21 protein-coding genes and 1 rRNA gene are annotated in these 19,948 nt (G+C 70.9%); 10 read left to right on the top strand and 12 right to left on the bottom strand.

Annotation, left to right across the window (positions count from 1 at the left end):
* Positions 1 to 35 precede the first annotated feature (35 nt).
* The 4 genes from rrf (at position 36) to ACVN90_RS11490 (ending at position 2,784) form a co-directional block, all read left to right on the top strand.
* Positions 36 to 152: ribosomal RNA gene (gene rrf / locus ACVN90_RS11505) — 5S ribosomal RNA — on the top strand.
* A gap of 81 nt (positions 153 to 233) precedes the next feature.
* Positions 234 to 1,310 carry a succinyl-diaminopimelate desuccinylase gene (dapE, locus tag ACVN90_RS11500; protein WP_475098393.1) on the top strand — a complete coding sequence of 359 codons (1,077 nt, stop codon included), beginning with the start codon at positions 234 to 236 and terminating at the stop codon, positions 1,308 to 1,310.
* Entirely contained in the window at positions 1,292 to 2,515 is a 1,224-nt protein-coding gene (locus tag ACVN90_RS11495; RefSeq protein ID WP_475098392.1) for a hypothetical protein, read from the top strand. The genes dapE and ACVN90_RS11495 overlap by 19 nt, the downstream gene beginning before the upstream one ends.
* A gap of 95 nt (positions 2,516 to 2,610) precedes the next feature.
* On the top strand, positions 2,611 to 2,784 hold the full coding sequence (locus ACVN90_RS11490; protein WP_019179788.1) for a DUF3117 domain-containing protein: 174 nt from the start codon (positions 2,611 to 2,613) through the stop codon (positions 2,782 to 2,784).
* A gap of 62 nt (positions 2,785 to 2,846) precedes the next feature.
* Here the strand turns inward: ACVN90_RS11490 and ACVN90_RS11485 are convergent, their stop codons facing one another.
* A complete protein-coding gene (locus ACVN90_RS11485) occupies positions 2,847 to 3,482 on the bottom strand; it encodes an O-methyltransferase (protein ID WP_116192952.1) in 636 nt (211 codons plus the stop codon).
* Between the two features lie 72 nt (positions 3,483 to 3,554).
* On the opposite strand from ACVN90_RS11485, the gene ACVN90_RS11480 reads away from it, so the two are divergent.
* Positions 3,555 to 3,935, top strand: a complete 381-nt coding sequence (locus ACVN90_RS11480; protein ID WP_475098391.1) for a twin-arginine translocase TatA/TatE family subunit — start codon at positions 3,555 to 3,557, stop codon at positions 3,933 to 3,935.
* A gap of 12 nt (positions 3,936 to 3,947) precedes the next feature.
* Here ACVN90_RS11480 and ACVN90_RS11475 read toward each other — a convergent pair whose 3' ends face one another.
* From ACVN90_RS11475 to ACVN90_RS11465, 3 genes are read right to left on the bottom strand one after another with little or no spacing between them, the layout of a single operon-like run.
* Complete coding sequence (locus ACVN90_RS11475; RefSeq protein WP_475098390.1) at positions 3,948 to 5,099, bottom strand: P-loop NTPase; 1,152 nt, start codon at positions 5,097 to 5,099, stop codon at positions 3,948 to 3,950.
* Positions 5,096 to 5,623, bottom strand: a complete 528-nt coding sequence (locus tag ACVN90_RS11470; RefSeq protein ID WP_475098389.1) for a DUF1003 domain-containing protein — start codon at positions 5,621 to 5,623, stop codon at positions 5,096 to 5,098. Before ACVN90_RS11470 ends, ACVN90_RS11475 begins: the two co-directional genes overlap by 4 nt.
* A complete protein-coding gene (locus ACVN90_RS11465; RefSeq protein ID WP_475098388.1) occupies positions 5,623 to 6,924 on the bottom strand; it encodes a magnesium transporter MgtE N-terminal domain-containing protein in 1,302 nt (433 codons plus the stop codon). The genes ACVN90_RS11470 and ACVN90_RS11465 overlap by 1 nt, the downstream gene beginning before the upstream one ends.
* A 40-nt stretch (positions 6,925 to 6,964) precedes the next feature.
* Here ACVN90_RS11465 and ACVN90_RS11460 point away from each other — a divergent pair, with 40 nt between their 5' ends.
* Together ACVN90_RS11460 and ACVN90_RS11455 are read left to right on the top strand one after the other, a co-directional pair.
* Positions 6,965 to 7,729 carry a YflT domain-containing protein gene (locus ACVN90_RS11460; protein ID WP_475098387.1) on the top strand — a complete coding sequence of 255 codons (765 nt, stop codon included), beginning with the start codon at positions 6,965 to 6,967 and terminating at the stop codon, positions 7,727 to 7,729.
* Positions 7,726 to 8,424 (top strand): alpha/beta hydrolase family protein, encoded by a 699-nt coding sequence (locus ACVN90_RS11455; RefSeq protein WP_475098386.1) that lies wholly within the window; start codon positions 7,726 to 7,728, stop codon positions 8,422 to 8,424. The genes ACVN90_RS11460 and ACVN90_RS11455 overlap by 4 nt, the downstream gene beginning before the upstream one ends.
* Here the strand turns inward: ACVN90_RS11455 and ACVN90_RS11450 are convergent.
* Entirely contained in the window at positions 8,400 to 9,599 is a 1,200-nt protein-coding gene (locus ACVN90_RS11450) for a citrate synthase (protein WP_475098385.1), read from the bottom strand. The genes ACVN90_RS11455 and ACVN90_RS11450 overlap by 25 nt on opposite strands.
* 112 nt (positions 9,600 to 9,711) lie before the next feature.
* Here ACVN90_RS11450 and ACVN90_RS11445 point away from each other — a divergent pair, with 112 nt between their 5' ends.
* Positions 9,712 to 10,863: a citrate/2-methylcitrate synthase gene (locus ACVN90_RS11445; RefSeq protein ID WP_475098384.1), complete on the top strand. Its 1,152-nt coding sequence runs from the start codon at positions 9,712 to 9,714 to the stop codon at positions 10,861 to 10,863.
* A gap of 6 nt (positions 10,864 to 10,869) precedes the next feature.
* Here the strand turns inward: ACVN90_RS11445 and ACVN90_RS11440 are convergent, their stop codons facing one another.
* From ACVN90_RS11440 to ACVN90_RS11430, 3 genes are read right to left on the bottom strand one after another with little or no spacing between them, the layout of a single operon-like run.
* Entirely contained in the window at positions 10,870 to 12,669 is a 1,800-nt protein-coding gene (locus ACVN90_RS11440) for a gamma-glutamyltransferase family protein (RefSeq protein ID WP_475098383.1), read from the bottom strand.
* 4 nt (positions 12,670 to 12,673) lie between these two features.
* Positions 12,674 to 14,107: an aminopeptidase P family protein gene (locus ACVN90_RS11435; protein WP_475098382.1), complete on the bottom strand. Its 1,434-nt coding sequence runs from the start codon at positions 14,105 to 14,107 to the stop codon at positions 12,674 to 12,676.
* A 38-nt stretch (positions 14,108 to 14,145) separates the two neighbouring features.
* Positions 14,146 to 15,168: an endonuclease/exonuclease/phosphatase family protein gene (locus ACVN90_RS11430; protein ID WP_475098381.1), complete on the bottom strand. Its 1,023-nt coding sequence runs from the start codon at positions 15,166 to 15,168 to the stop codon at positions 14,146 to 14,148.
* Between the two features lie 83 nt (positions 15,169 to 15,251).
* Here ACVN90_RS11430 and ACVN90_RS11425 point away from each other — a divergent pair, with 83 nt between their 5' ends.
* A complete protein-coding gene (locus ACVN90_RS11425) occupies positions 15,252 to 16,115 on the top strand; it encodes a PHP domain-containing protein (RefSeq protein WP_475098380.1) in 864 nt (287 codons plus the stop codon).
* A gap of 68 nt (positions 16,116 to 16,183) precedes the next feature.
* Here ACVN90_RS11425 and ACVN90_RS11420 read toward each other — a convergent pair whose 3' ends face one another.
* Together ACVN90_RS11420 and ACVN90_RS11415 are read right to left on the bottom strand one after the other, a co-directional pair.
* On the bottom strand, positions 16,184 to 16,615 hold the full coding sequence (locus tag ACVN90_RS11420; protein ID WP_475098379.1) for an SHOCT domain-containing protein: 432 nt from the start codon (positions 16,613 to 16,615) through the stop codon (positions 16,184 to 16,186).
* A 107-nt stretch (positions 16,616 to 16,722) separates the two neighbouring features.
* A complete protein-coding gene (locus ACVN90_RS11415) occupies positions 16,723 to 18,255 on the bottom strand; it encodes a DEAD/DEAH box helicase (protein WP_475098378.1) in 1,533 nt (510 codons plus the stop codon).
* A gap of 214 nt (positions 18,256 to 18,469) precedes the next feature.
* On the opposite strand from ACVN90_RS11415, the gene ACVN90_RS11410 reads away from it, so the two are divergent.
* The gene (locus ACVN90_RS11410) at positions 18,470 to 19,183 is read left to right on the top strand and encodes a ferritin-like fold-containing protein (RefSeq protein ID WP_475098377.1); all 714 of its coding nucleotides are present in this window, start codon (positions 18,470 to 18,472) and stop codon (positions 19,181 to 19,183) included.
* 54 nt (positions 19,184 to 19,237) lie between these two features.
* Here the strand turns inward: ACVN90_RS11410 and ACVN90_RS11405 are convergent, their stop codons facing one another.
* Positions 19,238 to 19,528 (bottom strand): hypothetical protein, encoded by a 291-nt coding sequence (locus tag ACVN90_RS11405; RefSeq protein ID WP_475098376.1) that lies wholly within the window; start codon positions 19,526 to 19,528, stop codon positions 19,238 to 19,240.
* A 14-nt stretch (positions 19,529 to 19,542) separates the two neighbouring features.
* A complete protein-coding gene (locus ACVN90_RS11400; protein WP_018171265.1) occupies positions 19,543 to 19,767 on the bottom strand; it encodes a DUF3107 domain-containing protein in 225 nt (74 codons plus the stop codon).
* Positions 19,768 to 19,948 lie beyond the last annotated feature (181 nt).

The raw sequence follows: 19,948 nt of genomic DNA, 5'->3' as shown, positions 1-19,948 counted from the left end.
TTTCACGTTGTGAACACCTGAAACATCGAAAGAGTTTCGGCGGCCATAGCGAGAGGGAAACGCCCGGTCCCATTCCGAACCCGGAAGCTAAGCCTCTCAGCGCCGATGGTACTGCAGGGGGGACCCTGTGGGAGAGTAGGACACCGCCGGACACCCATTCACGAAATGGCCACCCAAAGCAGGGTGGCCATTTCGCGTTAACCCCCCGAAATCGCGCTCGGTAGACTCGAGGGATGCCGGCGCTCGACCTGACTCTTCCCTCTGACGAACTCACTCGCCTCATCTGCGACATTCCGAGCGTCTCCGGTGACGAGAAGACCCTCGCCGACGCGGTCTTCGACGAGATCTCCGCACTCGATCACCTCGAGGTGTATCGCGACGGCGACACGATCGTCGCCCGCACCCACTTGGGTCGAGCGCAGCGCGTCGTCATCGCCGGCCACATCGACACGGTTCCCATCAACGGCAACGTGCCGACGAAGGACATCGAAGTCGACGGGGCGCCCCATATCTGGGGCCGTGGGACCGTTGACATGAAGGCGGGCGTCGCGGTGCAGCTCAAGCTCGCCGCCGAGCTCGCCGCCCCCCGGGTCGACATCACGTGGATGTGGTACGACCACGAGGAGGTCGACGCGGATCTCAACGGTCTCACCCGCCTCGCACGTACGCGCCCGGATCTGTTCGCCGGCGACTTCGCGATCCTCGGTGAGCCGTCCAATGGCGAGGTCGAAGGTGGCTGCAACGGCAACCTGCGTGCGATCGTGCGCACGCACGGGGTGCGCGCGCACAGCGCCCGAGCGTGGATCGGCGAGAATGCGATCCACAAGTCCGCTCCGATCCTCGAACGTCTCGCGGCCTACGTCCCGCGCGACGTCGCGGTCGAGGGCCTCGTGTACCGTGAGGGCCTCAATGCCGTGCGCATCAACGGCGGCGTGGCCGGCAACGTGATCCCCGACCTGTGCGAGGTGGAAGTCAACTATCGCTTCGCCCCGAGCCGCGATGTCGCCGAGGCCGAGACTCATGTCCGCGACGTGTTCGCCGGCTTCGAGGTGGATGTCGTCGACGCCGCTGCCGGCGCGCGACCCGGGCTGGACGCGCCGCTCGCGCAGGAGTTCCTGGCGGCCGTCGGCGCCGAGCCCCGGCCGAAGTACGGCTGGACCGACGTCGCACGCTTCAGCGCGCTGGGCGTGCCCGCCGTCAACTACGGCCCGGGCGACCCGCACCTGGCCCACCACGACGAGGAGCGCGTGCCCGTCTCCCAGATCGAGGCGGTCGAGCGGGGTCTGCGCGCGTGGCTGGCGAGCAGCTGACCCTGCCGCCGGTGTCGCGCCCGTCCGCCGCGCGGACCGCCTTGCGCGTGGCAGCGATCTACGTCGCCGCGCGGATCGTGACCACGCTGTTCCTCTTCGCCGCGACCGAGTTGTCGGGGTTCACGTCGCGGATGGGCGCAGATGCCCGCCTCGGCGACACCGTCGTCGCGTGGGACGGCATGTGGTACTGGACGGTCGCCGCGTCCGGATACCCGAGCCGACTGCCCCTCACCGACTCCGGGCAGGTCGCGGAGAACGCGTGGGCGTTCCTCCCGCTCTATCCATGGCTCGCGCAGGCGGTGTCGACGCCGTTCGGCCTCTGGCAGGTCGGCGCCCTCATCGTCTCGCTCGTCGCGGGGTACGGGGCATCCGTCGCCCTCTACTATCTGCTGCGGATGCGGCTGGACGAGTCCGCGACGCTCTGGGCGGTGGCGTTCTTCGCCAGCGGGCCCCTCGCGGCGCTCTTCCATGTCGGTTACGCCGAGGCGCTCAACCTGTTCTGGCTGTTCTGCGCGGTCCTGGCCGTCGCGCGCCGGCGGTATGTGTGGCTGTACGCACTGATCCCGCTGATGGCGTTCACGCGCCCCGGTGTGCTCGCGTTCGCGCTGTTCCTGGCGCTCTTCGGTGTGTGGCGCTGGTTCACGCGGGCGCGCGAGCCGCTGCACGGCCCCGAGATCGCGCACATCATCGCAGCCGGTCTGTTGGCTGCGGTCGCGGGCTTCGCGTGGCAGTTCATCGCCGGATGGGTCACGGGGAACCCGGATGCCTATCTCGTCACCGAGATGGCCTGGCGTCGCAATTGGATTCTCGGTGACGCGACGTTCACGCCCTTCGAGCCGTTCCTCGCGGGAATCTCATACTGGTTCGAGACGATGTGGCACCTCCCGCTGGTGCTCGGCTATGTGATCGTGGCCGGGGGGCTGCTTCTCATCGCGGTCGCCTTGATCGCGCTGCCGCAGGTCCGCCGTCTCGGCATCGAGATCCGCCTGTGGAGTGCCAGCTATCTCGTCTACCTCCTGCTGGTGTTCTTCCCGCAGTCGAGCATCTTCCGGCTGCTGGTGCCGTTGTCGCCGCTGTGGGGCGCGTTCGCTGTTCCGCGCTCGCGCGCGTGGCGTGTCGGCGTGCTCGTCGCGTGCCTCATCGGTCAGTGGTGGTGGATCTACAACATGTATGCGCTCGGCAGCACGAACTGGCACGTGCCATGACGCCGGATGACGGATGCCGCTTTCCCCAGGCGTGTCCGTGGCGTCGGCCCTCACGATAAACTTGACGTGCAGACCATCGATGAAAAGGAGCCGCAATGGCAGCCATGAAGCCGAGAACCGGAGACGGGCCGATGGAGGCCGTGAAGGAGGGTCGACTCATCATCGTGCGCGTGCCGCTCGAGGGAGGCGGTCGTCTGGTCGTCTCGGTGAACGACGCTGAGGCCAAGGAGCTCTACGACGTCCTGGGGGGCGTCGTCAACGCCGCGTAATCGCTCGTTGCGCGAACGGCCGGTCCGATCGGACCGGCCGTTCGCGTTTTCGCGTTCGAGACTCAGGACGTGGCGACGGTGGTGAGCTGCAGCAGACCCTCGCCCGTGATCGACAGTGCGCCGATCACCGCGGGGGAGGCCTGCGTCTCCTGGATGAGCGAGCGGTAAGCCGTCGTGACCGGGTCGCGGCGCACCGGATCGGCGACCGCCCCTCCGGAGAGTACGCGGGGGACGAGCACCGTCCCGCCGGCACGGACGAGGCGGAGGCCGTGCTCGACGTACTCGATGACGCCCTCGGGGTCGGCGTCGACGAGGACGATGTCATAGGAGGCCTCGTTCATGCGTGGCAGCACCTCGGAGGCGCGGCCGGTGATGAAGCGGGCGCGCGCCGGAGGGATCCGGGCCTCGGCGAAGGCCTGACGGGCGGCGCCGAGGTGCTCGGGCTCCTTGTCGATGGTGGTGAGGGTCGCGCGGGGGGAGCCATGCAGCAGCCACAGTCCCGAGACCCCCGCCCCGGTGCCGATCTCGACGATGTTGAGCGCCTGCGACACCGCGGCGATGACCGCGCACTGGGCCCCGATCGCCGGGCTGATCGGCGCGGCGCCGAGCTCGAGCGCGTGCGCGCGGGCTCGCGCGATGTGCTCCGGCTCGCTCGTCGCCTCGTCGACGAACCGCTGGTTCGCGTTCTGCTCTCCCATCGGAATCCTCCGCCCGCCAGCCTACGCGGCCGCGCGGCGCTGGCCGCACAGGCACGGCGGTAATCTGAAGGCATGATCTTCGGCCTCACGATCGAGAAGCTCCTGCTGATCGGACTCGTCGCGGCACTCATCCTCGGACCCGAGCGGCTGCCCCGCTACGCGGAGGCCCTCGCGGGGCTGACCAAGCGGGCACGGGCGTGGGTGACGACTGCGCGGACGCGCGTGCGCGACGAGATGGGCGAGGATTTCGACGATGTCGACTGGCGCACGCTCGACCCGCGCCAGTACGACCCGCGGCGCATCATCCGCGAGGCTCTGCTCGACGACGCTCCGGTCGCGAGCATCGCCGCGACCCAGGCGCCGTCCGCCCTCGTGCCCCCGACGACGCCGGTGCGGACGCCGTACCGGGTCCCGATCGACGGCCCGACGCCCTACGACAGCGAAGCGACCTGACCCTCGCCGCGGTCAGCGCGGACGGAACGGAAGCGAACGCCCCGACAGCCCGCGCGGGGTCTGGGCCAGCGTCTCGGCCAGGCCCGCGATGGTGCGAGCCGCGGGATCGTCGGGGTGTGCGATGACGGCCGGCGTGCCGGCATCCGCGTCGGTCCGCAATGTCGGGCTGAGCGGCACCGAAGCCAGCAGGGGGACCTCGGCGTCGGGCCGCGACAGCGACTCGGCGACCGCGGCGCCGCCCCCGGCGCCGAACACGTCGATCGTCGTGCCGTCGGGAAGCGTCATGGCGGCCATGTTCTCGACCACGCCGATGACGCGCTGCCCGGTCTGACGCGCGACGACGCCGCTGCGCACCGCGACGTCGGCGGCCGCGGCCTGCGGGGTCGTCACGACGAGCACTTCGGCGTTGGGCAGGAGCTGCCCCACCGAGATCGCGACGTCGCCGGTACCGGGCGGCATGTCGAGCAGGAGCACGTCGAGGTCGCCGAAGTACACGTCCGTGAGGAACTGCTGCACCGTGCGGTGCAGCATGGGCCCGCGCCATGCCACGGCGCCGACCGGGGCGTCGCCCTCGGCGCGGCGCAGGAACATGCCGATCGAGATCACCTTCACGCCGTGCGCGACCGGCGGCAGCATGAGATCGTCGACGCGCGTCGGCTGGGGCACGGTGCCGTCGGCCGCGACGAGCCCTAGCTGGCCGGGGATCGAGAACCCGTGCACGTCGGCGTCGATCAGCCCGACGGCGAGCCCGCGCGCGGCGAGAGCGGCGGCGAGGTTCGCGGTGACCGTCGACTTGCCGACGCCGCCCTTGCCGCTCGTGACGGCGATGACGCGCGTGAGCGTGCCGGGACCGAAGGGCATCTCGCGGGCGCGGCCGCCGCGCAGCCGCTCGGTGAGCGCGTGCCGCTCGGCCGGGGTCATGACGCCCACCTCGAGCGCGACCTCCGTGATCCCCGGAACGGATGCTGCGGCCGCGCGCACGTCGGACGCGATGCGGTCCGCAGCGGGACACCCCACGATCGTGAGCGCGATCCCGACGTGGGCGACCCCGTCGTCCACCGAGATGTCACGGACCATGTCGAGCTCGCCGATGGGTCGGCGCAGCTCGGGGTCGGAGACAGCGCCCACGGCGGTGCGGACGTCGTCCGCGGAGGCCGAGGTCATCGGGTGGCGCCGTCCTCGGCCTCAGGGGAGCTCTCGAGCTTCTCGAGCATGGCGCGCAGCTCGCTGCGCAGGACGTCCCGCGTGAGGACCTGGTCGGCGAAGTCGTTGACGGCCATCCGCAGTGCGACGACCTCGCGGGCGAGGTACTCGGTGTCGGCGAGGTTGCGCTCGGCCCGCTGCCGGTCCTGCTCGATCTGCACGCGGTCGCGGTCGTCCTGCCGGTTCTGCGCCAACAGGATGAGGGGCGCGGCATACGACGCCTGCAGCGACAGGATCAGCGTCAGCAGCGTGAAGTTGGTCGCCGCCGGGTCGAACTGGAGCTGCGGCGGCATGAAGATGTTCCATGCCAGCCATACGGCGACGAAGATCGTCATCCCGATCAGGAAGCCCGACGTGCCCATCGCACGGGCGAATGCCTCGGAGAACCGGCCGAAGCGGTCGCTCGAGGGCTGCGGGGAACGCTGGAGCATGCCCGAGCGGCCACGGGGCGCGTCGAGCGACGGCTGACGGGTGTTGCGTGCCATCAGCGCCTCCTTGGAATGCTGGCGGTCGTGGTCGGGACGGACTCGGATGCCGGGCGTTCATCCTCCTCGGCATCGTGCGATCTCCAGTCCTCGGGGAGGAGATAGTCGAGCACGTCGTCGACGCTGACCGCGCCGACCAGCCGATGGGCGGGGTCGACGACGGGGAGCGAGACGAGGTTGTACGAGGCGAGCAGCCGCGCGACCTCGGCAGCCGAGGCGGTCGCCGGCACCGGGTCGAGCGTGTCGTCGATGATCGCACCCAGGCGCTCGTGCGGCGGGTACCGCAGCATCCGCTGGAAGTGCACGGTTCCGAGAAGACGGCCGGTGGGCGTCTCGTACGGGGGAAGGGTCACGAAGACCGCGGCGGCGAGTGCGGGGTGCAGTTCGTGACGGCGGATGAGTGCGAGGGCCTCGGCGATCGTCGCGTCGGCGGAGAGCACGATGGGCTCGCTGGTCATGAGGCCGCCGGCGGTGTCGGGGCCGTACTTGAGGAGGGCGCGGACGTCCTCGGCCTCTTCGGGCTCCATGAGCTCGAGGAGCTCCTCGCGCTGGTCCTCCGGGAGCTGCCCGAGCACGTCGGCCGCGTCGTCGGGCTCCATGGCGTCGAGGATGTCGGCGGCGCGCTCGTCGTCCAGTGCCTCGAGGATGTGGACCTGCTCCTCCTCCGGCATCTCTTCGAGGGCGTCGGCGAGCCGGTCGTCGGGGAGCTCCTCCACGACCTCGAGGAGTCGCTCCTCGGGGAGATCGAGCAGTGTGTTCGCGAGGTCGGCGGGACGCAGCTCCGAGTAGGTCGCCACCAGCTGCTCGGCGGACTGCGCCTCGCCGGGCACCTGGCTCTCGCGCACGGCGTCCCAGTTGGCGAACGTCGTCGGGCCTTTGGCGAAAGGGGAGGCGCTCGTCTTCGGCTTGCGCAGGAAGAGCTGCCCGACGTCCCACTCGCCGAGGCGGTTGCGCTCGATGGCGACGTCCTCGATGACCGCGGTGCCGGAGCCGTCGGCGAAGAACACCTTGCGACCGAGCAGCTCCGCCATCACGCGCACCTCGCCGCCGCGCTGCTGGAAGCGGCGCACGTTGATGAGGCCGGTCGTGATGACCTGGCCGGTGGCGATGGAGGTGACGCGGCCGATCGACACGAAGACGTTGCGTCGGCCGGGGATCTCGACCATGAGCCCGATCACGCGCGGCGGATCGTCTTTGCGGTAGATGACGACGACGTCGCGGACCTTGCCGAGACGGTCGCCGGCGGGGTCGAAGACCGAGCACCCGGACAGGCGCGCGACGAAAACCCTCTGCGTGCTCACACGTCCCAGCGTAGTCCGCGTGCCGTGGGAGGATGGGGAGATGACCATGATGGGAGGGCGCTCTCCGCAGAGTTCCGATGCGGTCGGACAGACTGTGGCGAGCTTCCCGACATATGAGGCGGCGCAGAAGGCGGTGTCCTCTCTCATCGCGGCCGACATCCCGGCGCGCGACATCGCGATCGTGGGGCAGGGACTCCGCTCGATCGAGCGCATCACCGGCCGCCTGGGTTACGCGTCGGCCGCGCGGTCCGGCGCGGTGAACGGACTCCTCCTCGGCCTCCTCTTCTCAGCGATCCTCGTGATCGGCTCGCCGTCCGTGCCCATCCAGGCATTCGTCGGCGTCCTCTTCGTCGGCATCGCGATCGGCATGCTGCTCAGCATCGTGGCGTACTCGTTCGTGCGTCGCCGCCGCGACTACGCCTCGGTGATGCAGGTCGTGGCCGACCACTACGAGGTCACCGTCACCGACAGCAGCGTCGTCCGCGCGCGTCAGGTGCTGGGCCCGCAGGCCACGGTTGCACCGGTGGTTCCGGTCCCCCCGGCGGCGGGAGTGAGCTCCGGCCCGGCGCCTCGGCCCGCTGAGCCGCCCAAGTACGGCGAGCGAGTCGCACCGAGGACCGACGCCGAGGTCCCGGCCGACAGCGAGACCCCTGCCGAGCCCGACACTCCGACGTCGCCCATGCAGCCCTCAGACGCCGGGTCCGCGGCCGAGCACGGCGCCGTCCCCGCGAACGCCGAGTCGGCGGCCGACGTGGGCGACGGAGCATCGAACGCCGCGCGCGCCGACGACAGCGAGCGCGCATGACCGCAGACGGCGATTCCTCGCGGATCGCCGTCGCGCTCCCGAACGGGAGCGCCGAGGTGTCGGCCGACTTCGCCATGCCGCCATCGGCATGGGCCTTCGCCGCGGTGGCGCACGGCGCGGGCGCGGGGTATCGGCATCCATTCCTCACCGGCTTCGCCGACGCGCTCACGCAGCAGGGGATCGCCACGCTCCGCTTCAACTTCCCCTACATCGAGGCGGGACGACGGATGCCGGGACCTGCGGCGCACGCGATCGCGACGTGGGCGGCGGTCCATGCCGAGCTGGTCGAGCGCGCGGCGGGCGCACCGGTGTTCGCGATGGGCAAGTCGTACGGCGGACGCATGGCGTCGATGGCCGCCGCGGAAGGGGCGATCGACCCGGTCGGCCTGGTGTATCTCGGGTATCCGCTTCACCCGCCGGGCAGCCCCGACAAGGCCCGCACCGCGCACCTGCCGGACGTGCCGCAGCCCCAGCTCTTCGTCGAAGGCACCAACGACCCCTTCATCGACCCTCACGCGCAGCTCGAGGAGGCCGTCACGTCGTGCCGGGTCGCCGAAATCGCCTGGATCGACGGCGGTGGGCACTCGTTCGAGGTCAAAGGACACAAGCGCCCGGCGGCCGAGATCGCGGCCGACCTCGCGCCCCCGATCGCCGAGTGGCTGCGTCGTACTCACTCCGGGACAGGACCGACGTAGCGCCCGCGCGGTCGCAGGCGCATCGGCCGTTCGTCGAACTCGTCGACCGCGTGCGAGATCCAGCCGGCGATACGGCCGATCGCGAAGATCACCGCCCCGGCATCGTCGGACATGTCCGCCCAGAGGGTGAGTGCCGCCAGCGCGAGATCGAGGTTCGGCCGGACGTCGGCGCGGCGCCCCACTTCTCCGGCGATCGCATCGACCGCGGCGACCACGTCCGCGCTGTCCGGGGCGTCCCGAAGCATGTCGAAGAGCACCGCCGCCCTCATGTCGCCGCCGGCATACAGCGGCTGACCGAAGCCGGGGATGCCGCGGCCGCCGTCGCGCACGGCGCGCGCGATCGCGGTCGTCGGTGCTTCGCCGTCACGGACGGCGCGGAGCAGGTGTGCCGCCGCACGGCTCGCGGTGCCGTGCAGCGGCGCGTCGAAGGCGCCGAGCGCGGCGGTGACGACGGCGTACCCTGACGCGCGGGCCGAGGCGGCCACGCGCGCGGCGAGAGTCGAGACGGCGAGATCGTGGTCGATGACGAGCACCAGTGCCGCGTCGAGAAGGCGGGATCCGCCCGGACGATCCCGCACGGCGAGTGCGCGCCACAGCGTCTGCGCGACGCCGGCGGGCACAAGAGCGCCGGCGAGCACGGCGGGCAGACCCGTCACGAGCCGAGCTCCGACCCGCACGAGCTGTGACGGATCCGGGTCGTCGCGCAGGGGATCCGTGGCGGCGAGGGCTGTCACGGCCACGAGCAGACGGTCCAGGGGAGCCGCAGTCTCACCCAGTGCGTCGCTGGTGCGCCGGGCGACCGACAGGTCGGAGTGAGCCGGGGTGCGCAGCGACGGCACGCCCCACAGCCAGGTCACGACCTCCTCGAACGACGACTCGCGCGCGAGCCGTGCCGCCGACCGCTCGCGATAGTGCAGCTCGTCGTCCTCGATGTGGGCGAGCCTCGTGTCGAGCACCATGAGCGGGGTGCCCGGAGTCGGCGAACCGGGGACCGTACCGGGGGAACGCCGGCGCCGGCGTGCGAACGCCTCGACCTCCAGCGGATCGAACGACGAGCCCGCGGCATCGCGTTCGCGCGACAGGAGTCCCCGTGACACGTAGGCGTACAGCGACTCCGGCTTGACGCCGAGGCGAGCGGCCGCCTCGGCCGCGGTCAGTCGGGGGAGGTCGTCCACGACATTGATCCGATCAAGATTGACGAAAGCGTGATCAAGTTCCGACACTGACTGTAGCGGGAACGACCGGCCAGGGCGGTCGCCGTCCCGGAATCGCGAGCAAGGAGCCGACATGACCACGACGACACGGCCCACCCCGATCGACGCGCCGCGGGGCCTTGCCGGCGTGATCGTCGCCGATACCACCGTGAGTGACGTCCGCGGAGCGGAAGGCTTCTATCAGTACCGTGATCGGTCGGCGATCGAGCTGGCTGAGACCGTGAGCTTCGAGGACGCCTGGCAGCTGCTCGTGACGGGTGAGACCGCGACGGCTGCCTCGCGCCCGGCGTTCGCCGCGCGCATCGCCGAGTCCACCGTCGCGCGGAAGGCAGACCTCGACGTCGTCGTCGACGCGGTGTCGTCGGCGACGCCGGACGTGCTGGCCGGGCTCGCGGCAGCCTGGCCCCTGCTGGGCGCGAGGCGCAGCATCCGTCCGCTCTACGATCTCGACGAGGACGAGCGCCTCGCCGACGCGATCGCGCTGGCTGCGGCGACGCCGGTGCTCGTCGGCGCGCTGTGGCGTCGCGCCCGCGGCGACGGTGAGCTTCCGGTGCTGAAGGATCGCGGCGTGGTCGCGAACTACCTGCACCAGGTCACCGGCATCGTGCCCGACGAGGCGACCGAGAGCGCGCTGACCGCGTATCTCATCGCCGTCATGGACCACGGCTTCAACGCCTCGACCTTCACGTCCCGGGTCATCGCCTCGACGGGGGCGGATGCTGCGGCCTGCCTCGTCGGCGCCCTCGGCGCCCTGACGGGACCCCTGCACGGCGGCGCGCCGTCGCGAGCTCTCGACGGGCTCGACGCCGTCGGCACGTCGGAGCGCATCGAGCCGTGGATCCGCAGCGAGCTCGCATCCGGACGGCGACTGATGGGGTTCGGCCATGCCGTGTACCGCACCGCCGATCCGCGCGCCGAGCTGATGAAGCGGGTCGCACAGCGCACGGGCGGGCCGCGCGTCGAGCTCGCGCTGCGCTTTCAGGAGAGCGCCGAGCGGCTGCTCGGGGTGGCGAAGCCAGGCCGCGAGCTGCACGCGAACGTCGAGTTCTGGGCGGCGCTCGTCATGGAGCAGTGCGGGATCCCGCGGTCGATGTTCACGCCGACGTTCGCCGTCGCTCGCACGATCGGCTGGACCGCTCACATCCTCGAGCAGGCGCGCGACCCGAAGATCATCCGCCCATCGGCGCATTACGTGGGGCCGCCGGTCCGCGGGGTGGCAGCGTGAACGGCGTCACCGCCCGGCGGCGTACCCCTGCATCCCGCGCGGGTTCGCCGCGCCCCACAGCACGCCAGTGGCGGCATCGCGTCCGACGGCCGACACGCGGCCGAGCGCCCAATCGCCCGCTCGCGTGACGCGGTGGCCACGGCGCTCGAGACCCTCGATCACCGCGTCGCCGAGGCGGTTCTCGACCACGGCGCCCGCCGGTGTCCAGGTGCGCGGCCAGAACGACTCGGGCATCGACGTCGTGTGCAGCGCGGGCGCGTCGATCGCCTGCTGCGGCGCGTAGCCGCCGACGATCATGCGCAGCAGCGCCAGCAGCTGCCACTGGTCCTGCTGGTCGCCGCCGGGGGAGCCGATCGCGAACTCGGGCGCGCCGTCACGCAGCACCAGCGTGGGCGTGAGCGTGGTGCGCGGGCGCCTGCCCGGCACGAGGGAGGACGGATGCCCCGGCTCGAGCCACGTCATCTGCAGGCGCGTGCCGAGGCAGAACCCGAGAGCGGGGATGGTCGGCGAGGACTGCAGCCAGCCGCCCGACGGGGTCGCCGAGACGATGTTGCCCCACCGGTCGATGACGTCGAGGTGGCAGGTGTCGCCCTTCGTCTCGCCGGTCTTGGCGACGGTTGGTTCGCCGGTGCCCAGGGCGGGCGCGCCGTACGTCGTGCGCAGCGGCGGGCGGAAGGGCGTGCGCCCGTCCGGAGATCCTGGGCGGAACTCGGCCGAGGCCTCCGACGTGATGAGCGACCGCCGCTCATCGAGGTATGCGGCGGACAGCAGGGCGTCGAGGTCGACATCGTCGTCGCCGAACCATGCATCGCGGTCGGCGTACGCCAGCTTCTGCGCCTCGAGGATCGTGTGCGCGCCCGCCTCCTGCGACGGATCGAGCAGGTCGTCGGCGAGGGGTTCGAGCATGCCCAGCGTCTGCAGCATCGCGGGCCCCTGCGTCCACGCACCCGCCTTCGCGATCGTTCGGCCGCGGAACGCCCGGGTGACCGCGGGCTCATACTCAGCGTCGAAGCCGGCGAAGTCGTCCGTCGTGATCACCGCCGCGTGCACGCCGCCGCCGGAGTGCCGGTGCGGCTGCGACAGGAACGCGGATGCTTCGTGCGCGACGATTCCCGTCTTCCATTCGCGCCGCGCGGCGTCGATGCGGGCGGCGCGGCCGACCGGCCCGTCGTCGCGGACGGTGCACGCCGCATGCACGAGCGAATCGAGCACCGCCGCGTACGCCGGGTTGCGCATGATCTGCCCGGCGACCGGAACGTCGCCGTCGGGCAGCCAGAGGTCGGCCGATGTCGCCCAGTCGTCGCGGAAGAGCTCGGCGACGCGCGCGATCGTGGCGGCGGCGCCGGCCACGAGCGGGTGCCCGTCGCGCGCGTAGCCGATCGCGTACGCGAGGACGTCGGTGAGCTCCCACGTGCCGTGGTCGCGCAGCAGAAGGAGCCACGCGTCGACCGCGCCGGGCACCGCGGCCGCGAGGCCGCCGGCGCCCGGGGTGAGCTCGAGACCCTGACCCTGGTAGTGCTCGATCGTGGCGCCCGCCGGTGCAGGCCCCTGGCCCATCAGCACGGTCGGGGTCGCGGCATCCGTCTCCTGGAAGACGGCGACGAGGTCGCCGCCGGGACCGTTGAGGTGGGGTTCGACCACGTGCAGCACGAAGGCCGCGGCGACCGAGGCGTCGAAGGCGTTGCCGCCGCGCTCGAGCACGGCCTGAGCCGTCGCGGTGGCGATCCAGTGCGTAGACGCGGCCATGCCGAACGTGCCCGTCAGGGTCGGGCGCGTCGTGAACGACGCCGGTGCGGTGTATGCCACGGGGTCAGCGGCCGCCGCGGGCGATCCAGGCCTCGACCTCGTCGGCGGTGCGCGGGATCGCGGCCGACAGGTTGACGGGTCCGTCGGCGGTCATGAGGATGTCGTCCTCGATGCGCACGCCGATGCCGCGATACTCCTCGGGCACGGTGATGTCGTCGATCTGGAAGTACAGGCCCGGCTCGATCGTGAAGACCATGCCCGGTTCCAGGACACCGTCGTAGTACATGTCCCGACGCGCCTGCGCGCAGTCGTGCACGTCGATGCCGAGGTGGTGGCTCGTGCCGTGGACCATGTAGCGGCGGTGATGGCCACCCGCGTCGGGGTCGAGGGCCTCCTCGGCGGTGACCGGCAGCAGCCCCCACTCGGCGACGCGCGTGGCGATGACCTGCATCGCCGCCTCATGGATCGAGCGGAACTTCACCCCCGGCTTCGCCACCGCGAACGCGGCGTCCGCCGCCTCACGCACGGTCTCGTAGACCTTGCGCTGCACGTCGCTGAAACGGCCGCTGACCGGCAGGGTACGGGTGATGTCGGCGGTGTAGAGGCTGTCGACCTCGACGCCGGCGTCGATGAGGATCAGGTCGCCCGGCACGACCGCGCCGTCGTTGCGCGTCCAGTGCAGATAGCAGGCGTGAGGACCGGATGCTGCGATCGTGTCGTAGCCGACCGCGTTGCCGTCGCTGCGGGCACGCTGGTGGAACACGCCCTCCACGACGCGCTCGCCGCGGGGGTGCTCGACGATCCCGGGCAGATTCGCGACGATGTCGTCGAAGCCGGCGGCGGTGACCTGTACGGCGAGTTCCATCTGGCCGATCTCGTACGCGTCCTTCACGAGGCGCAGCTCCGACACGAATCGAGTGAGGTCGTCGTCCTCGTCGAGCACGACATCCCCGTCACCTGCTTCGAAGTCGTCGATGTGCGCCGTCGCGAGGCCGAGGTCGGAGGCGACGCCCGCCAGCGCGGGCCGCGGGCCGATCCAGAACTCGCCGATCGAGGCATCCGAGTAGAACTCGCTCGTCGTGCGGTCGGCGCGCTCGCGGAAGTAGAGCGTGACATCGTGACCGCCGGCGGAGCGAGGCTCGAACACGAGCACCGCACCGGGCTCGGCGTCGGAGGCCCAGCCGGTCAGGTGCGAGAAAGCGGAGTGCGCGCGGAACGGATAGTCGGTGTCGTTGCTGCGCTGTTTGAGCTCGCCGGCGGGGAGCACGAGGCGCTTGCCCGGGAAGGCCGCCGACACGGCGTCGCGGCGCGCGGCGGTGTACGCAGCCTGCGCGCGTGCCGGCGGAGTCGACTCAGGGCGCTCCGCCCAGCCGGTCGAGATCGTGTCGAGGAAGCCCTGGCCGTACGGCTGCCGGCGGTTCGTCGAGGTCGAGGTCGGGGTCGAGGTCTCGGTGGTGCTCGTGGCGCCGGGGGACTGCTCGCTGGCTGCGCTGCTCATGCCTCCCAGTCTCGCACGGGCGATGGAGCGCGGACAGTTCAGCCGGCGGGGTCGTACTGGACGATGAGCGGCCGATGATCGGAGCCGGAACCGTCGAGCGAGCGCAGCACGAGGGAGCCCGTCGCCCGCCATTGCTGGGTCGCCATCACGTGGTCGATCGGGGCGCCGAGGATTGCCGGCATGTCGGCCGACCAGGTGCCCAGCGCGGCGTTGCCCGTCTCGGAGGCTGCGTCGCTGCAGTGACCGAGGGTGGCGCCGTCGAGCCCCATTCCCGACATGTGGTCGACCGTCGCGTTGAAGTCACCGGCCATGATCACGTTGCCATCGCCGCATTGATCGGCCAGCCACTGGAGGTCGTCCCGCCAATTCTGCATGTAGCTCGGGCGGGGCGCGACCGCGTGCACGGCCACCACGATCGGACCCTCGCCGGAGACGGGCATCGCGACGGCGCTCGGCACGGTCGAGGTGTTGCTGCTGCCGTCGAGCGACGACTCGATCACGGCGTAGTCGCCGAGCTCGGGCGAGATCAGGAGCGTCGTGGAGCCGGCATCCCATTCCGTCGACGGGTCTGAGGCATGGTGCGCCCACATGCGGTGGCCGAGGTCGCGCATCGCGATGGCGACGCTCTCGCCGGTCTCGATGGTCGTCTCGGGGAGTGCCACGATGTCGGCATCCATCGCGACGGCGATCTTGGCGATCGTCTCGGGCGGCGTCGCCGGGCCGGCGGTGTTCCACGTCATGACGCGGATGGACGCGTCGGTCTTGGCGGGCAGCGGGTCGCTGCCCAGGCCCCCGCGGGACGACAGCACCGCGATGTTCGCGACGGTCGCAAGCCCCGCCACCACTGCGAGCGACAACGCGAACGCGCGGATCGGGCGGGCGATCGCCAGGAGGAGCGCCAGCAGCGCCGCGGCGGCGAACGCGAGCGCGAGGATGCCCCGGAACGAGACGATCTGGGCGATGGGATAGATGCGCTCGACGCGGAAGAAGCCCGGGAACGTGAGCACCGCTGCAGCGATCGCGCACAGCACGGTGATGAGGATCCCGAGCAGGCGAAGCACGTCGGCGACTCTATGCGAGCAGGCTGTGAGATCCGTCAGCGCACCGGGCGTGCCGCGTGGTACCGCCGCGCTACGCTGGGAGGATGCCCAGACTGCAGCGGTTCGAAGGACCGAGCGACCTGCATCTGCACTCGGCGAACTCCGACGGCACGCAGCCTCCCGCCGAGGTGATGGCATCCGCGCACCGGCATGGTGTGCGCACAGCCGCCCTCACCGACCACGACACCACCTCGGGCTGGGCCGAGGCGGCCGAGGCGGCGACCTCCCTCGGCATGACGTTCGTGCCGGGGATGGAGCTGTCGGCGCGGCACGAGTGGCGCAGCGTCCACGTGCTGGCGTACCTGCCCGACCCCGACGAGCCGGCGCTGCGCGCCGAGACCGCGCGCATCCGCTCATCGCGGCTGGATCGCGCGCGGCTGATGGCCGACCGCATCGCACGCGACTACGACCTGGTGTGGGACGACATCCTCGAGCAGACCTCCGACGGGGCGACCGTCGGCCGCCCGCACATCGCCGACGCGCTGGTGGCGCGGGGGCTCGTCCGCGATCGAGCCGAGGCGTTCGCGGGCATCCTGAGCCCCCGCGGCGACTACTACGTCGCGCTCTACGCGCCGGACCCGGTCACCGCGGTGCGACTCGTCGCGGGCGCCGGGGGAGTGCCGGTCATCGCGCATCCCGCCGGGCGAGCGGGCCTGCTTCCGATGCGACTGATGGAACGGATGCTGGACGCCGGCCTCGCCGGCTTCGAACTGGGTCATCGCGAGAACCGCGACCCGGCGCTCACGACCCTGCGCGATCTGTGCCGTGAACGCGACCTCGTCGTGACTGGCTCGAGCGACTACCACGGCCTGGGCAAGCCGAACCAGCCGGGTGAGAACACCACGACCGACGAGATGGTGTCGCGCATCATCGCCCTGGCGAGCGGAAGCGCCCCCGTCTACCCGTGAGGGTGGACGAGGGCGCTCCGTGACCGCGGACTCCGCGGGTCAGATCATGACGATCGGCGGGTTGCCGATCAGCTCAGGGCCTTGGCCTTCAGCGCGTCGTACTCGGCCTGCGTGATCGTGCCGGCGTCGAGCAGGCCCTTCGCCTTCGCGATCTCTTCGGCGGGGCTGGCGCCTGAGCCCGCGACGGACTTGATGTACGCGTCCTGTGCGCTCTGCAGCTCGGAGGCCTCCTTCGCGCTGCGCTTGGCCATGCCGGTTCCGCGCGCGATGAGGTAGACGAGCAGCGTCAGGAAGGGCACGAAGATCAGGAAGATGATCCAGACGGCCTTCCACCAGCCGTTCAGCTTGTGGTCGCGGAACAGGTCGGCGATCACGGCGAACAGCGCGAACAGGTACGCCATGAAGAAGAAGATCCAGAGGAACCACCAGATGATGTCCCAGAAGGAGCCCCAGAAGCCCTGGTACTCATAACCGGTGGTGACGGCCTCGATGATGCGCATCGTGTGCCTTTCGTGAATGCGAGGTACCGGCGCCCTGTGCGCCGCCTGCGCTCACCATAGCGCTGTCGCGGCGCCGGATGACGGCGCCGCGACAGGAGAGAACGGATTCAGGCGCCCACGGTGGCGCCGCCCGCGGGAGCCGACCCGCCGCTGCCGCCGCGGCGCCGGCGCCGGCGCCGCGGAGCGGGCTTGCCGTCGTGGTGCTCCTTGCCCCCGCCGTCGTGGGTGCCGCCGCCGTCGGTGGAGCGATCGCCGTCGGTGCTCGCCGGGGCGCCGTGCCCCTGGACGGCGGCGGTGCCGCCGTCCGCGGTCTCGAAGGTGGAGCCCACGCGCTCGGACGAGCCCGACCGGCGACGGCGACGCCGGCTTCGCGGAGCCTGGCCGTTCGTCTCGGCCTCGGCCGCAGCATCCGCGGCCCTCTCAGGCTGGACACGGATGGCCTGCGTCTTCGGAGCCGTCACGATGCGGCCCTTCGTGCCCGCGGGGATGTCGAGGTCGGAGAACAGGTGCGGGCTCGACGAGTATGTCTCGACGGGCTCGGGCTGGCCGAACTCGAGGGCGCGGTTGATGAGGGCCCACTTGTGCAGGTCCTCCCAGTCGACGAACGTGACCGCGATGCCGGTCTTGCCGGCGCGGCCGGTGCGGCCGGCGCGGTGCAGGTACGTCTTCTCGTCGTCGGGGATCGTGTGGTTGATGACGTGGGTGACGTCGTCGACATCGATGCCGCGCGCGGCGACGTCGGTCGCGATGAGGACGTCCTTCTTCCCGGCCTTGAAGCCCGCCATCGAACGCTCGCGCGACTCCTGGCTCATGTCTCCGTGGACGGCGCCGGCGTTGAAGCCGCGGTCGTTCAGTTCGTCGACCAGCTTCTGCGCGGCGCGCTTGGTCCGCGTGAAGATCACGGTCTTGCCGCGAGCCTCGGCCTGCAGGATACGGGCGATCACCTCGTCCTTGTCGAGCGAGTGCGCGCGGTACACGAGATGACGGATGTTCGCCTGCGTGAGGCCCTCGTCGGGGTCGGTCGCCCGGATGTGGATCGGGTTCGACATGAACCGGCGCGCGAGCGCGACGATCGGGCCGGGCATGGTCGCCGAGAACAGCTGCGTGTGCCGGATCGCGGGGACCTTCGAGAAGATCTTCTCGATATCGGGGAGGAACCCGAGGTCGAGCATCTTGTCGGCCTCGTCGAGCACGACCTCGGTCGCGTTCGACAGGTCGAGCAGGCGCTGGTTGTTGAGGTCGATGAGGCGGCCGGGCGTGCCGACGACGATCTGCGCGCCGGCCTTGAGCTGGTCGATCTGACCCTCGTACGCCTTGCCGCCGTAGATGGCGACGACGCTCGTCGAGCGGTTCGAGGTCAGCATGTCCATGTCTTCGTAGACCTGCACCGCGAGCTCGCGCGTGGGGACCACGATGAGTGCCTTGACGCCGGGAGCGGGATCCTTCCCGAGACGCTGGACCACGGGGATGCCGAAGCCGAACGTCTTGCCGGTGCCGGTCTTGGCCTGGCCGATGATGTCCTGGCCCGGAAGGCCGAGGGGGATGGTCTGCTCCTGGATGGGGAACGCGTCGACGATGCCCTTCGCTGTGAGAGCGTCGACGATGTCCTGATCAACGCCGAGTTCGGCGAAGGTCGTCACGATATGTGCCTGTCCGGCAGTGGGATGCTGCCTGGGTTCATGCCCTGGCGCGGGATCCGGCCTCTTCTGAGGTCGCCGCGCGGGCGGAAAAGCGATCCACGCCCTTCTTTCCCACAGGCGCGGGCGCCCCGATCCGACGCCGGGGCCGACACCCACGATACCCGAGGACCCCGGCGCGAGCATGGAGGCGGTGTCCCCTCGTAGGCTTTCGTGCATGGTGAAGTGGTTCTGGCAGCGTCGCGACACGGGACGCAAGCTGCAGCTGCGCTCGCGTGACGAGCTGAGCGGCGGCAATCGCGTCGACTTCGAGGAGCTCGCTCCCGATATCGACACGTTCCTCGGTCAGGCCGCGTATCTGCAGCTCGGCTTCTTCGAGACGCTCACCGAGCTGATCCAGTCGATCCCGGAACTCGGTGAGAAGGAGGCCGTCTCGCGCGCGGCCGGGGCGGCACTCACCAAGCACGAGGCACTCGTCGCGCTGATCCGCGAGCGCGGCGACGATCCCACCGAGGTCATGCGGCCGTTCCGCGAGCCGCTGGACGCCTTCAGAGCGGCCACGCACGGCGTGCGGCCGCAGGAGACGATGCTGTCGGTGCACATCACGGCCGGCATGCTCGATGACTTCTACCTCGCCCTGTCGGCGAGCTACGGCGAGACCGGCGACCGCGTCGCGCGCATCCTGCAGGCCGACGACGATCGGCAGGCCATCGTCGAGCTGATCTCCCAGGCCATCGCGAGCGACCCCGAGTGGAAGTCGCTGCTGGCCCTCTGGGGGCGCCGCCTGGTCGGCGACACCCTGCTCATCGCGCGCGCCGCGCTGCGGCCGACCGATCTCGGACCGGCGGCCGAGGAGAAGGTCGAGCCTGTCTTCACCGAGCTCATGGCCGCGCACTCGCGACGCATGGACGCCATGGGGCTGGCCGCCTGACGCGGGACGGATGCTGCGGCCGCGGGTCCTCGCGGTGCGCGCAGCCGAGCCGGATCAGCCGATGCCGAGGCGGGCCTTCTCGCGCGCGTCGTGCGAGACGCGGGCACGTGAGATGAGGGTGATCGCCGGGTAGGTGACGACGATCGGGACGATCAGCGCCGCGAGCCACGGCCACGGGGTGTCGATGCCCACGCCGAGCCACGTCAGGATCGACCACGCCGCACCGGCCGACACGGCACCGATCATCGGCGCCAGGACGACGCCGCGCGTCAGGCGCTGGTGGAGCTGGAAGTGGATGCCGATGCCGACGACCGCGCCGACGATGAACGCGATGAGGATCTGCATGGGTCCGGTTCCGCTCAGGCGACGAAGCCGACGCGGCGCGACTCCTCCGAGCCGAGCTCGACGTAGGCCAGGCCCGCGGTCGGGACGATGTACGAGTTGCCCTTCGCGTCGGCGAACGTCACGTGCGTGGCGCCGGCGTCGAGGGCGGCGGCAATGGACTTCTTCACGTCGGCAGCGGGCTCGTTCGTCTCGAAGTTGAGCTCGCGGCCGGTGTTCGCGATGCCGATGCGGATCTCCACGTGACTGTCCTCCTGCGCGGGGCGATAGTTTCCTGCCGGATGGCTGAGGGCTCCTGCTGGCTGAATGCCTGAGGGCTCCCCGGACGCATGGCAACTCTACGACACCGCGCGGGGGCATCCGCCCGTCTCCGGAACGCTCTGGGCGAACGGGCGATGTCGCCCCTTCGCGCTAGCGTCGAAG

The sequence above is a fragment of the Microbacterium sp. F01 genome (genome assembly GCF_056156365.1).
The sequence above is the reverse complement of the archived record's forward strand: the minus strand, read 5'-3'. Positions and strand labels throughout refer to the sequence as shown.

What these genes read in the sequence shown, in the direction of transcription:
- dapE (WP_475098393.1), top strand. Translation starts at nt 234, where the DNA reads ATGCCGGCGCTCGACCTGACTCTTCCCTCTGACGAACTCACTCGCCTC.
- ACVN90_RS11490 (WP_019179788.1), top strand. Translation starts at nt 2,611, where the DNA reads ATGGCAGCCATGAAGCCGAGAACCGGAGACGGGCCGATGGAGGCCGTG.
- ACVN90_RS11485 (WP_116192952.1), bottom strand. Translation starts at nt 3,482, where the DNA reads ATGGGAGAGCAGAACGCGAACCAGCGGTTCGTCGACGAGGCGACGAGC.
- ACVN90_RS11480 (WP_475098391.1), top strand. Translation starts at nt 3,555, where the DNA reads ATGATCTTCGGCCTCACGATCGAGAAGCTCCTGCTGATCGGACTCGTC.
- ACVN90_RS11475 (WP_475098390.1), bottom strand. Translation starts at nt 5,099, where the DNA reads ATGACCTCGGCCTCCGCGGACGACGTCCGCACCGCCGTGGGCGCTGTC.
- ACVN90_RS11470 (WP_475098389.1), bottom strand. Translation starts at nt 5,623, where the DNA reads ATGGCACGCAACACCCGTCAGCCGTCGCTCGACGCGCCCCGTGGCCGC.
- ACVN90_RS11460 (WP_475098387.1), top strand. Translation starts at nt 6,965, where the DNA reads ATGACCATGATGGGAGGGCGCTCTCCGCAGAGTTCCGATGCGGTCGGA.
- ACVN90_RS11455 (WP_475098386.1), top strand. Translation starts at nt 7,726, where the DNA reads ATGACCGCAGACGGCGATTCCTCGCGGATCGCCGTCGCGCTCCCGAAC.
- ACVN90_RS11445 (WP_475098384.1), top strand. Translation starts at nt 9,712, where the DNA reads ATGACCACGACGACACGGCCCACCCCGATCGACGCGCCGCGGGGCCTT.
- ACVN90_RS11435 (WP_475098382.1), bottom strand. Translation starts at nt 14,107, where the DNA reads ATGAGCAGCGCAGCCAGCGAGCAGTCCCCCGGCGCCACGAGCACCACC.
- ACVN90_RS11425 (WP_475098380.1), top strand. Translation starts at nt 15,252, where the DNA reads ATGCCCAGACTGCAGCGGTTCGAAGGACCGAGCGACCTGCATCTGCAC.
- ACVN90_RS11420 (WP_475098379.1), bottom strand. Translation starts at nt 16,615, where the DNA reads ATGCGCATCATCGAGGCCGTCACCACCGGTTATGAGTACCAGGGCTTC.
- ACVN90_RS11410 (WP_475098377.1), top strand. Translation starts at nt 18,470, where the DNA reads ATGGTGAAGTGGTTCTGGCAGCGTCGCGACACGGGACGCAAGCTGCAG.
- ACVN90_RS11405 (WP_475098376.1), bottom strand. Translation starts at nt 19,528, where the DNA reads ATGCAGATCCTCATCGCGTTCATCGTCGGCGCGGTCGTCGGCATCGGC.